Here is a 13,447-nt window from a genome sequence, read left to right as displayed (position 1 = left end):
AAGCCCGACCATGGCGGGGAGGCGCTCTACTCCGCCGCAGCGCGCTGGCTGCCCCAACCTCCGACGATCTTGCGCAATTCGGCGCGCTCGCTCTCGTTCAGCTCGGGCAGGCCGGGCAGGCGCACCGGCCCGACATTGGTGCCGAGCAGGCCGAGCGCTTCCTTGACCACGGTGACGTTGGCGCCGTTGCCGTATTTGGTTCGCAGCGTCTCGAAGCCAGCGATCTCGTCGACGAGGCGGCGGGCGCGGTCATAATCGTTGTTCTCAAGCGCCTGCCAGATCGCTAGCGAGCGTTCGGGTGCGACATTGACGAGGCCGGAGGTGAAGCCGCGAGCGCCGAGCGCATGGAAGGGCGCGGCCCAGCCTTCGGCGAGACCGCAGATCCAGTTGGCGCTCGAGCCTTGCGTGGCACGGACGCATTCGGCCAGCAGCATCACATTGGGCGAGGCGAATTTGACGCCGGCGACATTGGGATGGGTCGCGACGCGGGCGAGGTCCTTCACGCCGACCGCATCCGAGCGGATATAGGCGACGAGCGGGATCGTCAGCGCCTCGGCGATGGCGAGGATGTAGTCGGCCTGGCTCTGTGGGGCCGCGAAGGGGTCGAGCGGGTGATGCACCATCACCGCGTCGCAGCCGGCCCTGGCGGCGAGCTTGCCGGTCGCGACCGCCTCGCGCAAAGACCTTCCGATGCCGGCGGTGACCAGTGCCTTGCCGGCGGCGGCCTCGGCCGCAACGGCGTGGCTGCGCACCACCTCGTCGGTGGTCATCGGGTAGAACTCGCCGGTGTTGCCGGCCGAGACGATGTTGTGGATGCCGGCCTCGGCGATACGCCGAACGATAGTGCCGGTCAGCGCCCAGTCGGCCTCGCCATCGCCTTTCCAGGCCGTGACGTGCACGCCGGAAATGCCGCGCAGCGCGCTGCGAACCCTGTCACTCATCGTAATCCAATCCTTCCGCATCGGCGCCGAAGACCTGGCGCACATGGCTCTTGGCCGAGCGCACGATATGGCTGCGCATGCGCTGCTCGGCCCTGGCCGGCTCATGCGAGCGCAGCGCCTCGAAGATGCCGCGATGCTCCTCGAAGCCCCTGGCGCGCTCGTTGGGTTCCTCAAGCAGGGCGATGCGCTGGGCATGGTCGTACATGCGCTGGCCATCGAGCCGGCGCTCGAGATAGCCGCAGCCGGAGATGCGGTGGATCATGCCGTGATAGGCTTCGTTCAGATTGACGAGGTCCTCGAGGTCGCCATGGGCGGTCGCATGCGCCATCTCGTCGATCAGGCGGGCCATCTCGGCGATCTCTGCCTCGCTGATCCGGTTGGCGGCGATATGGGTCATGACGCTTTCGAGCGCGGCGCGGCCTAGCGCCATCTCCAGCGCCTGGCGGGCCGAGAATTCCACGAAGACGCCGCGGCGGGCCTCGGTCCGGACCAGGCCCTCGCTCTCCAGCATGCGGATCGCGTCCTTCACCGGCGTGGTCGAGACGCCCAGCATGTCGGCGAGCTGGCGCTCGTTCAGCCGCTCGCCCTCGCGGAAGCGGCCGGCGACGATCGCCCGGCGCAGGCGCTCGTGCACATGCTCGCGCAGGGAGCGCAGCAGATGCGGCGAGACGGGTTCGATGGCGAGCGCGTTTGACATCCCGGTTCCTCTGGCGAGGCCGCAGCACGATTCGTCTCTCGCACCGGGCCCTCGCCATTGCCTCACCAGACACCACAAAGCGCAAGTGACATCAAGTCTGAAATTTCAGATTTCAAATCTGGAATTGCGTGCTATGGAGTGAGCCAAGACGGCCGCAAGACGCCGGAACGGCATGGGCCGGATGGACAATGATGAGGGAGGATTGGATGACATCGATCACACGCCGCGGATTGCTCGCCGGAGCTGGTGCCATGCTGGCCGCGCCTGCGCTGGCACAGAGCGGCTATCCCGGAAGCAGGGTGGTGACGATCGTCGTGCCCTTCGCAGCCGGCGGCACGACCGACCTGCTCGGTCGCATCCTGGCCGACCGGCTGGGCGCGCGACTCGGTGGCAAGTTCATCGTCGAGAACCGGGTCGGGGCTGGTGGCAATACCGGCGCGGCGGCGGTCGCGAAGGCCGATCCGGACGGCTACATGCTGACCATGGGCACGGTCTCCAGCCATGCGATCAACCCAGCCGTCTATGCCAAGATGCCCTATGACCACATCAAGGATTTCGCGCCGATCTCGCAGGTGGCGAGCGTGCCGAACATCCTGATGGTCAATCTCGACGTGCCGGCCAAGACCGTGCCGGAGCTGGTCGATCTCCTGAAGAAGAACCCTGGCAAATACTCGTTCGGCTCCTCGGGCGCCGGTACCTCGACCCACATGGCGGCCGAATTGTTCAAGGTCTCGACCGGCACCGACATGGTCCATGTGCCCTACCGGTCGAGCGGGCAGGTAACGCAGGACCTGCTCTCCGGCCAGATCCAGCTGACCTTCGACAACATCACCATCGCCTGGCCGCATGTCGAAGCCGGCAAGATCCGGGCACTCGCCACCGCGACGCCGAAACGTCTCGCGGTCGCTCCGGACCTGCCGGCGCTGTCGGAGTTCATCCCGGGCTATGATGCCAGCTCCTGGCACGGCTTCTTCGCACCGTCGAAGGTGCCGCCCGAGATCGTTGCCAAGCTTTCCACCGAGACGCAGGCGATCATGCGCGAGCCGGCGGTGATCGAGCAGCTCAAGAAGCTCGGCGTCGACCCGGTCGGCTCGAGCCAGGCCGAGTTCACCGCCCATATCGCCAGCGAGACCAAGCGCTGGGCCGAGGTGGCCCAGAAGGCCAATGTGAAGATCGAGTGAGTGAGGCTGTCGCTTCCTCCTCCGTCATTGCGAGGAGCGGAGCGACGAAGCAATCCAGAAAGAGACGGAGCGCTCTGCTTTCCTGGATTGCTTCGCTGCGCTCGCAATGACGCCCCCCGCTCTCTCAACGAGTATTGGCCCATGACAGCGACTGCCCTGACGCCCGAAAATCGCGAGAAGCTGAAGCGCGTCTCGACCGCGACCCTGACCACGGCGTTGTTCAAGCGCGGCCTGCGCAACCAGTTCATTCAGGATGTGCGGCCGCTCTCCCCGAACGCGCCGCGCATGGTCGGCGAGGCCTTCACGCTGCGCTACATCCCGGCCCGCGAGGACCTCGATCATCTCAGCGTGTTCGAAGGCACGCAGCACCCGCAGCGCGTCGCGGTCGAAACCTGCCCGCCCGGTCATGTCATGGTGATCGACAGCCGCAAGGATGCGCGCGCGGCCTCGGCCGGCTGCATCCTGGTGACGCGCCTGATGCAGCGCGGCGCTGCCGGCATCGTCAGCGATGGTGGCTTCCGCGACAGCCCGGACATCGCGGCGCTCGGTTTCCCGGCCTATCACAACCGCCCGAGCGCGCCGACCAACCTGATCCATCATCATGCGCTCGACATTAACGCACCGATCGGCTGCGGCGACGTGCCGGTCTATCCCGGTGACATCATCGTCGGCGACGGCGAGGGCGTCTGCGTGATCCCGGCCCATCTCGCCAACGAGGTCGCGGCCGAGGCCTATGAGCAGACGGCGTATGAGGACTTCGTCGAGATGAAGGTGCGGGAAGGGCGCGGCATCTTCGGACTCTACCCGGCCAATGCCGAGACCAAGGCCGAATTCGCCAGATGGCGGCCGGACTGGAAGTGACCTGAGACCACTCCCGTCGCCAAAGCGACGGCAAAAGACCCGCCGAAGGGCGGTGAAGACCGGGCGCCGTCAACGCGACGCCCGAAGGCATAGCCATGACAACAAGAACACAGGGGGAAATGCCATGATCGATGCATCACGTCGTCAGTTTCTGAGGGGCAGTCTGGCTGCTGCGGCCGGTTCGGCGCTGGCCGGGCCGGCGCTGGCGCAAGCCTTCCCGTTCAAGCCGAACCAGCGCTATCCCGACCCGGCCGTCGACATCCTCGACCCGAGCTTCGGCAAATACCGGATCTATTCGAGCACCATCGAGCAGGTCGGCACCGGCATGCGCTGGGCCGAGGGGCCGGTCTATTTCCCGGACGGGCGCTACCTTCTGGTCAGCGACATCCCGAACAACCGGATCATGAAATATGACGAGGTGAAGAACAGCTTCACCGTCTTCCGCGAGAACGCCAACTACGCCAATGGCAATGCCCGCGACCGGCAGGGGCGGCTGATCACCTGCGAGCATTCGGTGACGCGGCGCATCACCCGCACCGAGAAGAACGGCCGGATCACCGTCCTTGCCGACAAGTTCGAGGGTAAGCGACTGAACGCGCCCAACGACGTCGTCGTCCGCTCGGACGACACGATCTGGTTCACCGATCCGCTCTTCGGCATCAATGGCGAATGGGAGGGCTCACGCGCCAAGCCGGAACAGGCGACGACGAACGTCTACCGGCTCGCTCCCGACGGCAAGCTGACGGCGGTGATCACCGACCTCGTCAACCCGAATGGGCTCGCCTTCTCGCCTGACGAGAAGAAGCTCTATGTCGTCGAATGGCGGGGAACGCCGAACCGCAGCATCTGGAGCTATGACGTCGATGCCGACGGCAAGGTCTCGAACAAGGTCAAGCTGGTCGACGCCGCCGATTTCGGCGCGCTTGACGGCTTCCGCGTCGACCGCGACGGCAATCTCTGGTGCGGCTATGGCAGCAATGGCGCGCTCAATGCCGAGCCCGCCGATGTCGGCGGCCGCAAGGTCTACGGCCTGCGCGGCAAGTCGGAGGATCTCGACGGGGTGATGGTGTTCAGCCCGGCCGGCAAGCCGCTCGCCTTCATCCGGTTGCCGGAGCGCTGCGCCAATCTCTGCTTCGGCGGCCCGAAGGGCAACCGGCTCTACATGGCGAGCTCGCACTCGCTTTACGCGCTCTATGTCGAGGCGCACGGCGCCGTGTGACTCCCCGACGCGCTTCAGGTCGCCAGCAGCTCGCGCACCATCGGGATGACCTGCCGGCCATAGAGCTCGATGCAGCGCAGGAGCCTGTCCTGCGACAGGGGGCCTGCGCTGATCTTGAGCTGGAAGCGCTGGAGGCCGAGCGCCTTGACCGTCGCCGCGATCTTGCGGGCGACGGTTTGGGCTGAGCCGAGATAGAGCGCCCCGCCCGAAACCTCGCGCTCGAACTCGTCGCGCGACAGCGGACCCCAGCCGCGCTCGGCGCCGATACGGTCGCGCATGGTCTTGAAGGCGGGGAAGAACTCCTCGGCCGCCTGCTCATCGCTCGCCGCGACATAGCCGGGCGAATGCACGCCGATCGGGCGCTCGGCATGGCCAAGGCGCCCCATCGCGTCGCGATAGAGCTGGGCGTAAGGCGCGAAGCGCTGGGCCGGGCCGCCGATGATGGCGAGCATCAGCGGCAGGTCGTAACGCGCCGCCCGCACCACCGATTCAGGGCTGCCGCCGACGCCGATCCAGGTCGTCAGCTCGCCTTTCTCCAGTGTCGGGAAGACCTGCTGATCCCGAAGCGGCGGGCGAAGGCTGCCTTCCCAGGTCACGCTCTTCTTGCGGATCAGCTCGACGAAGAGGTCGAGCTTCTCCTCGAACAGCACCTCATATTGGCGCAGGTCGAAACCGAAGAGCGGGAAGGATTCGGTGAAGGAGCCGCGGCCGAGGATGACCTCGGCGCGGCCGTTCGAGAGCGCATCGACCGTCGAGAAGCGCTGGAAGACGCGGATCGGATCGTCCGAGCTCAGCACCGTGACGGCCGAGCCCAAGCGGATGCGGCTTGTGCGGGTCGCGATGCCGGCGAGCACGGTTTCGGGTGAGGACACCGCGAAATCGGCGCGGTGATGCTCGCCGATGCCGAAGAAGTCGATGCCGATCTCGTCGGCGAGCACGGCCTGCTCGACGAGGTCCCGGATCACCTGCGCATGCGGGAGCAGGACGTCGTCCGGGCCGGCAGTGACGTCGCCGAACGTGTCGAGGCCGAGTTCTAGATTGGCGGGCATCAGAGGATCCGAGGCGTTGCGAACAGTGCCGGTGGTCGGCGCCCGAGCGATCTGGCGGCGGAATCCCCATGGTTCAAGATGCGCTGGTGCCGAGGGGTCTATGCGAATTCGCCGAAATCGGTACCATGAGGAACAATAATATCTGCCGGACCCTCATTTGGGTGTGGCGGAGGGGATATGAATGATGTCGCCTCGGACCGAGCTCAGAGAGCGGATTCGGGCGTGGCCACAAGGGGGGAGAGGTTCATGGGCGGCGAAGCTGCGGCCGAGAGCGAGCGCTCGATCGTCGGCAACCCGATGCTGCTGCCGTTCTTCGATCTGTCCTTCGACGAGATCGAACTGCTGTGCCGGGTGACGGCGCAGTGGCGCGACGGCCCCCAGGAGGTCGTCGACAGCGCGTGGTTCGCGAGTTTCATGGACGCACGGAAGGAGCCGACCCGATAGGCGAGGCGCTTCTTGTCGCGCTCGTCATGGTCGCCCTCGCGGCGGCTGCATGGTGGGCGACCAATCGATGGCGGCTCTGAAGCGGCCGCCCGCAGATCAGGCCGCCGGCTCGAGCCGGGCGCGGCCGAGGACCATTACGCGGTCGACCTGGAAGCCGCAGCGCCGGAGCGCGTCGTGATCCTGCGGCCAGGCAGCGGAGCGTTCCAGCGAGATCGCGATACGTGGCAGGTCGAGCTGCGCCGCAAGCTGGTTGGCGAAGCGCAGCAGCGCGTCGACGAGGCAGGTTCCGGGCAGGCGCAGCATGGCGATTTCGGAGATCTCCAGCGTCGTGCTTCCGGCGATCGTCCGGGCGACGCGGAAGCCGAACAGAGCGTGCGGCATCCGGCGCGCATCGCGCAGCGCGAAGACGCCGCGCGGCTGCGCGCCATCCTGCGAGTGGTCGCGCACGAAGGCGGCCCAGTCATCCGGCGTCACATCGGAGTGCAGCAGCGAGACGAGTCCATAGACCGTATCGGCGCAGCCCGGCACGATGCGCGCGACTTCGAAGATGTCATCGCCCATCACGTGCGGCTCTCCCTGGTTTCAAGGCAGCAACCTCGTTTCGCCGGGCCTATTGCCGCATTGATCTGGATCAAATCCGTGGTCCTGCGGCAGGAGGCAGGCTTTGTCTGCCTAGGTGCATGCGCTACGGTCTGCGCATGAGCAGGAAGGTGCTATCGTGAACTGTCAGCCCTCGGCATGCGGCGGCGCTGCCCGCGGCGAAAGCGGGTGCCGCACCTGCATGGTCCGCCTGGTCAGCGTTTGCGCCTCGCTGAACGATGATGAGCTCGCGCTGCTGGAATCGCTGGCGACGCCGACGCATTTCTCCTCCGGCGAGACGCTGTTCACGCAAGGGGCCGAGGCGCATTGCGTCTACAACGTCACCGGCGGTGTCGTGCGTCTGTACAAGCTGCTCTCGGACGGGCGCCGGCAGGTCGTCGGCTTCGCGCTGCCCGGTGATTTCCTCGGGCTCGCGATGCGCGACGCCTATGGCTTTTCGGCCGATGCGATCGGCGATGTCGCAGTCTGTGCCTTCTCGCGGGCGGCCTATACGGCGCTGGTCGACGCCAAGCCGCATCTGCTGAAGCGCCTGCACGAGTTCGCGACGCATGAGCTGACGCTCGCCCATGAGCAAATGATGCTGCTCGGCCGCCGCACCGCCGAGGAGAAGCTGATCTGCTTCCTGCTCGGCATGCAGCAGCGCTGGGCCCGGCTCGGCAAGCCGTCGGTGACGGTGCCGCTGCCGATGACGCGGCAGGACATCGCCGATTTCCTCGGCCTGACGATCGAGACGGTGAGCCGCACCTTCACCCGCCTCGCCAAGGACAAGACGATCCTGATCGTGCCCGGCGGCGTGCGCGTCATGAACCCCGAGCGGATGAACGCCGTCGCGGCGTAAGCTGCGCCGTCCCGCCGCAGCCCGCCCTGTCCTGCCCTTGACCTGGATCAAAGCTCGCCGCCCAATCGGCCGCTAAGCCTCCCGCTGAGGGCGCATCCCAGCGCCTGCGACGAAGCGGGAGTCAGCGGTGACGGCGACGACGAGCCCTGTCAGGGCAATGACGGTCGGCGAGATGATCGGGATGCTGATCGCGGGCGCCAGCGTGCTGCCGCTGATCCTGATCGGCGCACTGACCGAGAACTCCGGCTACGCCTTCCACGCCATGCTCGGCGCAGCCGCAGCCGCGGCCAGCATGATCCTGATCGGCAATCGCTGCTTCGACGGCTCGCTTGCGGTTCAGCCGCAGGAGATCCACGGCAAGCCCAACTACAATATGGGGCCGGTCAAGTTCGCGACTGTGGCCTCGATGGTCTGGGGCGTCGCCGGCTTTGCCGTCGGGTTGATCATCGCGCTGCAGCTCGCCTTTCCCGGACTGAATTTCGATCTGCCCTGGACCAATTTCGGCCGGCTGCGGCCGCTCCATACCTCGGCGGTGATCTTCGCCTTCGGCGGCAACGTCCTGATCGGCACATCGTTCTATGTCGTTCAGCGCACCTGCCGAGCCCGCCTCGCCGGCGATCTCTCGCCCTGGTTCGTCGTGCTCGGCTACAACCTGTTCATCGTCATCGCCGGCACTGGCTATCTGCTCGGGATCACCCAGAGCAAGGAATACGCCGAGCCGGAATGGTATGCCGATCTCTGGCTGACCATCGTCTGGGTCGTTTATCTTCTGGTCTTCCTCGGTACGCTGAGGAAGCGCAACGAGCCGCACATCTATGTGGCAAACTGGTTCTATCTCGGCTTCATCCTGACCATCGCGGTCCTGCACATCGGCAACAATGTCGCTGTGCCGGTCTCGATCCTGTCGCCGAAGTCCTACGGCCTGTGGTCGGGCGTGCAGGATGCGATGTTCCAGTGGTGGTACGGCCACAACGCGGTCGGCTTCTTCCTGACCGCCGGCTTCCTCGCGATCATGTACTATTTCGTGCCGAAGCGCGCTGAGCGGCCGATCTATAGCTACCGGCTCTCGATCATCCACTTCTGGGCCCTGATCTTCATCTATATCTGGGCCGGCCCGCACCATCTCCATTACACCGCGCTGCCCGACTGGGCGCAGACGCTCGGCATGACCTTCTCGATCATGCTGTGGATGCCCTCCTGGGGCGGCATGATCAACGGCATCATGACCCTGTCGGGCGCCTGGGACCGGCTGCGCACCGACCCGGTGCTGCGGATGATGGTGGTCTCGCTCGCCTTCTACGGCATGGCGACCTTCGAGGGACCGCTGATGTCGATCAAGGCGGTGAACGGGCTCTCGCACTACACCGACTGGACCATCGGCCATGTCCATGCCGGCGCGCTCGGCTGGGTCGCCTACATCTCCTTCGGAGCGATCTACTGCCTCGTGCCCTGGCTGTGGAACCGCAAGGGGCTCTACTCGCTCAGGCTGGTGAGCTGGCACTTCTGGGTCTCGACCCTCGGCATCGTCTTCTACATCACGGCGATGTGGGTCTCAGGCATCCTGCAGGGCCTGATGTGGCGGGCCTACACCTCGCTCGGCTTCCTCGAATACGCCTTCATCGAGACCGTCGCGGCGATGCACCCGTTCTATGTGATCCGGGCGCTGGGCGGCGCGCTCTTCCTGATCGGCGCGCTGATCATGGCCTTCAACCTCTGGATGACCGTGCGCTGCAAGGAGGCCGCCGACACGCCGCAGGCCCATGCGCTGCCGCCGCGCCAGCTCGCCACCGCCTGAGGACATCATGACGAGCATCGAACAGAAGCCGCCGCGCCGCTCGCTCTGGGCCAAGCACAAGATCTTCGAGACCAACTCGATCGTCCTGGTCATCGGCACGCTGCTGGTGATCTCGATCGGCGGCCTGGTCGAGATCGCGCCGCTCTTCTACCTCAGGAACACGATCGAGACGGTGCAGGGCATGCGGCCCTATACGCCGCTCGAGCTCGCCGGACGCGGCATCTATGTCCGCGAGGGCTGCTACAACTGCCACAGCCAGATGATCCGGCCGCTGCGCGATGAGGTCGAGCGCTACGGGCATTACTCGCTCGCGGCCGAGAGCATGTACGACAAGCCGTTCCAGTGGGGCTCGAAGCGGACCGGGCCGGATCTCGCCCGCGTCGGCGGCAAGTATTCCGACGAGTGGCAGCGGGCGCATCTGGCTGAGCCGCGCGCAATCGTGCCGCAGTCGATCATGCCGGGCTATCCCTTCCTGGAGAAGACCGAGCTTTCGTTCGGCGACATCGCCGACGAGCTGCGCGCCAACCGCGCCGGCGGCGTGCCCTATAGCGACGAGATGATCGCGCAGGCGCAGGCCGATCTCAGGGCGCAGGCGACGCCGGATCACCCCGGCCAGGCCGATCTGGAGAAGCGCTATCCCAAGGCGCAGTCGCGCGATTTCGACGGCAATCCGCAGCGCATCACCGAAGCCGACGCCCTGATCGCCTATCTGCAGGCGCTCGGCACCATGGTCGACTTCAAGCTCTACGACGACAAAGCCAACATCCGCTGAGCCAACCCATGCAAACGACCTATCACTGGCTCGCCGGCTTCGCCCAGTCCGCCGGACTTCTCTACTTCGTCGCCGTCTTCCTCGGGGTCTGCGTCTACGCCTTCTGGCCGAAGAACCGCGCCCGCTTCGAGGAAGCCGCGCTCAATCCGCTGCGCGAGGACTGACCGATGGACCAGAAGCACGACAATCCGCATGTCGATGCCGCCACCGGCTACAGCACGACCGGCCATGAATGGGACGGCATCCGCGAGCTCAACACGCCGCTGCCGCGCTGGTGGCTCGGCGTCTTTTACGCCACCATCGTCTGGTCGATCGGCTACTGGATCGTCTATCCGGCCTGGCCGCTCCTGACCGACGCGACCAAGGGTGTGATCGGCTATGCCAGCCGTTCCGAGATCAGCGCGGACATGGCCAGGCTCAAGGCCCAGCGCGCCGTGCAGGCTGCCGGCATGGCCGACGCCACGCCTGAGCAGATCAAGGCCGACCCGACCCTGTTCCAGATCGCCATGGCGCAAGGCAAGGCCGCCTTCGGTGACAATTGCGCGGCCTGCCATGGCGTCGGCGGCGCCGGCGCCAAGGGCTATCCCAACCTCAACGACGACGACTGGCTCTGGGGCGGCTCGCTCCCGGCGATCCAGCAGACCATCCGCCATGGCATCCGCGTCGCCGGCGACAACGACACCCGCGTCAGCCAGATGCCGGCCTTCGGGCGCGACGGCGTGCTGAAGCGCGAAGAGATCGCAGCCGTCGCCAGCCATGTCCGCGAGCTCGCCGGCCTGCCGACCGAGCCGAAGGCGGATCTGCCGCTCGGGCGCAAGGTCTTCGCCGACAACTGCGCCGCCTGCCATGGCCCTCAGGCTAAGGGCAATCAGGAGCTGGGCGCGCCGAACCTCACCGATGCGATCAGTCTCTACGGCATGGACATGGCCTCGCTCACCGAGACCATCAGCAACAGCCGCAACGGCGTGATGCCGGCCTGGGCCGGGCGGCTCGACGAGACCACGATCAAGGCGCTGACCGTGTACGTCCACTCGCTGGGGGGAGGGCAGTAGCGTGAGCAGCGGCGAGGCCGACCAGGACGACGGCCCGCTCTTCGCGGCGTCGCGGAAGGTCTATCCGCAGAGCGTGTCGGGTCCATTCCGACGCGCCAAATGGCTCATCCTCTTCCTGTGCCTGGGCATTTACTACCTGCTGCCCTTCCTGCGCTGGGATCGCGGCCCGCACCTGCCGAACCAGGCGGTGCTGGCGGACATCGCCAACAACCGCTTCTACTTCTTCTTCATCGAGATCTGGCCGCAGGAGGTCTACTACTTCACCGGCCTGCTGATCCTGGCCTCTTTCGTCCTCTTCCTGATGAACGCAGTCGCCGGCCGGGTCTGGTGCGGCTATCTCTGCCCGCAGACGGTCTGGACCGACCTCTTCCTGGTGGTCGAGCGCTTCTTCGAGGGCGACCGGCGCGAGCGCATGCGCCGCGACGCCGAGCCCTGGGGCTTCGACACGCTCTGGCGCAAGACCGCCAAGCATGCGGTCTGGCTGATCATCGCCTGGTGGACCGGCGGCGCCTGGGTTCTCTACTTCGCGGATGCGCCGACCCTGGTGCGCGAGCTTGCGACCCTCGCTGCGCCGCTTTCGGCCTATGTCTGGATCGCGATCCTGACTTTCACCACCTATGCGCTCGCCGGCATCATGCGCGAGCAGGTCTGCAAGTATATGTGCCCCTGGCCGCGCATCCAGGCGGCCCTGACCGACGACGAGGCGTTCAACGTCACCTATCGCTATGATCGCGGCGAGCCGCGCGTCTCGGTGAAGCAGGCGGCGAAGCTCAAGGTACAGGGCGCGCCGGCGGGCGACTGCATCGACTGCTTCCAGTGTGTCGCCGTCTGCCCGACCGGGATCGACATCCGCGACGGCGCGCAGGTGGACTGCATCCAGTGTGGCCTGTGCATCGACGCCTGCGACACCGTGATGAGCAAAATCGGCCGACCGACCCGGCTGATCGCCTATGACACCGACGGCAATGTCCAGCGCCGCCTCGCCGGGCTCGCCGCGATCTACCGGCCGGTGCGCCTGCGCACGCTCGCCTATGCGGCGCTGATCGCCATCGTCGGCGGCGCCATGCTCTGGCAGCTCGCGACCCGCAGCACCGCCGGCATCTCCGTGCTGCACGAGCGCACGCCGCTGTTCGTCATCCTGAGCAACGGCTCGATCCGCAACGCCTATGCGGTACGCCTGCTCAATAAGCGCCCGGAACATCGGCCCTTCGCCCTGACGGTCGCCGGCCTGCCGGGCATCGGGATCGAGGCGGTGGGTGTCGCGCCGAGCGCCGACCTGCGCCCCGTCGTCAGCGTCGATCCCGATTCGACGCGGGAGGTGCGCGTACTCGTTACCGTCCCGGCCGGCGTGCCGCTTGCGCCCTCGCAGGCGATCACCATCACCGCCTCCGATCTCTTCGCCGGCGAGACCGTGCGCGCCGACGACCATTTCATGGCGCCGGAGACCCATCGATGAGCTGCTGCGGAGTCATCCTCATGCCCTATGAGACCCCGAGGCCGATCGCCCCGCGCCGTTCCTTCGAGCTGACCGGCGGCATGGTCGCGGCCATGCTGATCCTGTTCTTCGGGGTGGTCGTCTCGGTCAACGCGACGATCCTGACGATGGCGCTGCGGACCATGCCGGGCGTCGAGACCCGCAGCGCCTATGAGGACAGCCAGCGCTTCAACGAGGAGATCGCCCGCCAGCACGAGCGCGATGCGCGCGGCTGGGCCGCGACCACGACGCTGGCCCGGCAAGGCGAGGGCGCGACGCTCGCCGTCACCCTGGCCGATCGCAATGGCGGGCCGCTCGCCGGCCTCGCCGCCAGTGCCCGCCTGCGCCACCCCGCGACCTCCGCCCGCGACCATGACCTCGTGCTGAACGAGGGCCCGCCGGGGCGCTACGAGGCCAGCTTCGGGACGATCGAGGTCGGCTCCTGGATTCTCGAATTGCAGGCGAAGCGCGGCGAGGAGGTCGTCTTCGTCTCGCGCAGCCGCGTTACCCTCGGGGAGCGCTGA

The 13,447-nt window shown here is 66.7% G+C and carries 15 protein-coding genes; 11 read left to right on the top strand and 4 right to left on the bottom strand.

The window, feature by feature from the left end; translation table 11 throughout:
* Window positions 1–26 precede the first annotated feature (26 nt).
* Entirely contained in the window at window positions 27–941 is a 915-nt protein-coding gene (locus tag ACWIGM_RS08060) for a dihydrodipicolinate synthase family protein (protein ID WP_454025364.1), read from the bottom strand.
* Complete coding sequence (locus tag ACWIGM_RS08055) at window positions 934–1,638, bottom strand: GntR family transcriptional regulator (protein ID WP_454025363.1); 705 nt, start codon at window positions 1,636–1,638, stop codon at window positions 934–936. The genes ACWIGM_RS08060 and ACWIGM_RS08055 overlap by 8 nt, the downstream gene beginning before the upstream one ends.
* 206 nt (window positions 1,639–1,844) lie before the next feature.
* On the opposite strand from ACWIGM_RS08055, the gene ACWIGM_RS08050 reads away from it, so the two are divergent.
* From ACWIGM_RS08050 to ACWIGM_RS08040, 3 genes are all read left to right on the top strand, one after another.
* Window positions 1,845–2,819, top strand: a complete 975-nt coding sequence (locus ACWIGM_RS08050; RefSeq protein WP_454025362.1) for a Bug family tripartite tricarboxylate transporter substrate binding protein — start codon at window positions 1,845–1,847, stop codon at window positions 2,817–2,819.
* A gap of 141 nt (window positions 2,820–2,960) precedes the next feature.
* Window positions 2,961–3,680, top strand: coding sequence for a ribonuclease activity regulator RraA (locus ACWIGM_RS08045; protein ID WP_454025361.1), 720 nt, complete (start codon window positions 2,961–2,963; stop codon window positions 3,678–3,680).
* Between the two features lie 124 nt (window positions 3,681–3,804).
* Window positions 3,805–4,899 (top strand): SMP-30/gluconolactonase/LRE family protein, encoded by a 1,095-nt coding sequence (locus ACWIGM_RS08040; RefSeq protein ID WP_454025360.1) that lies wholly within the window; start codon window positions 3,805–3,807, stop codon window positions 4,897–4,899.
* 14 nt (window positions 4,900–4,913) lie between these two features.
* On the opposite strand, the gene ACWIGM_RS08035 is transcribed toward ACWIGM_RS08040, so the two are convergent.
* Entirely contained in the window at window positions 4,914–5,948 is a 1,035-nt protein-coding gene (locus ACWIGM_RS08035; RefSeq protein WP_454025359.1) for an LLM class flavin-dependent oxidoreductase, read from the bottom strand.
* Window positions 5,949–6,194: 246 nt separating this feature from the next.
* On the opposite strand from ACWIGM_RS08035, the gene ACWIGM_RS08030 reads away from it, so the two are divergent.
* On the top strand, window positions 6,195–6,392 hold the full coding sequence (locus ACWIGM_RS08030; protein ID WP_454025358.1) for a hypothetical protein: 198 nt from the start codon (window positions 6,195–6,197) through the stop codon (window positions 6,390–6,392).
* Window positions 6,393–6,488: 96 nt separating this feature from the next.
* Here the strand turns inward: ACWIGM_RS08030 and ACWIGM_RS08025 are convergent, their stop codons facing one another.
* Window positions 6,489–6,953 carry a hypothetical protein gene (locus ACWIGM_RS08025; RefSeq protein ID WP_454025357.1) on the bottom strand — a complete coding sequence of 155 codons (465 nt, stop codon included), beginning with the start codon at window positions 6,951–6,953 and terminating at the stop codon, window positions 6,489–6,491.
* A 220-nt stretch (window positions 6,954–7,173) separates the two neighbouring features.
* Here ACWIGM_RS08025 and ACWIGM_RS08020 point away from each other — a divergent pair, with 220 nt between their 5' ends.
* The 7 genes from ACWIGM_RS08020 (at window position 7,174) to ACWIGM_RS07990 (ending at window position 13,447) form a co-directional block, all read left to right on the top strand.
* Complete coding sequence (locus ACWIGM_RS08020; protein ID WP_454025356.1) at window positions 7,174–7,830, top strand: helix-turn-helix domain-containing protein; 657 nt, start codon at window positions 7,174–7,176, stop codon at window positions 7,828–7,830.
* Window positions 7,831–8,011: 181 nt separating this feature from the next.
* Window positions 8,012–9,625 (top strand): cytochrome-c oxidase, cbb3-type subunit I, encoded by a 1,614-nt coding sequence (gene ccoN, locus ACWIGM_RS08015; RefSeq protein ID WP_454025473.1) that lies wholly within the window; start codon window positions 8,012–8,014, stop codon window positions 9,623–9,625.
* A gap of 7 nt (window positions 9,626–9,632) precedes the next feature.
* Complete coding sequence (gene ccoO, locus ACWIGM_RS08010; RefSeq protein ID WP_454025355.1) at window positions 9,633–10,397, top strand: cytochrome-c oxidase, cbb3-type subunit II; 765 nt, start codon at window positions 9,633–9,635, stop codon at window positions 10,395–10,397.
* Window positions 10,398–10,405: 8 nt separating this feature from the next.
* Window positions 10,406–10,561, top strand: a complete 156-nt coding sequence (locus ACWIGM_RS08005; protein ID WP_091837401.1) for a cbb3-type cytochrome c oxidase subunit 3 — start codon at window positions 10,406–10,408, stop codon at window positions 10,559–10,561.
* Between the two features lie 3 nt (window positions 10,562–10,564).
* Window positions 10,565–11,449: a cytochrome-c oxidase, cbb3-type subunit III gene (gene ccoP / locus ACWIGM_RS08000; RefSeq protein ID WP_454025354.1), complete on the top strand. Its 885-nt coding sequence runs from the start codon at window positions 10,565–10,567 to the stop codon at window positions 11,447–11,449.
* Window position 11,450: 1 nt separating this feature from the next.
* On the top strand, window positions 11,451–12,905 hold the full coding sequence (ccoG, locus tag ACWIGM_RS07995) for a cytochrome c oxidase accessory protein CcoG (protein WP_454025353.1): 1,455 nt from the start codon (window positions 11,451–11,453) through the stop codon (window positions 12,903–12,905).
* Between the two features lie 20 nt (window positions 12,906–12,925).
* On the top strand, window positions 12,926–13,447 hold the full coding sequence (locus ACWIGM_RS07990) for a FixH family protein (RefSeq protein ID WP_454025352.1): 522 nt from the start codon (window positions 12,926–12,928) through the stop codon (window positions 13,445–13,447).

Source organism: Allobosea sp. NPDC055332, assembly GCF_053645455.1.
The sequence above is the reverse complement of the archived record's forward strand: the minus strand, read 5'-3'. Positions and strand labels throughout refer to the sequence as shown.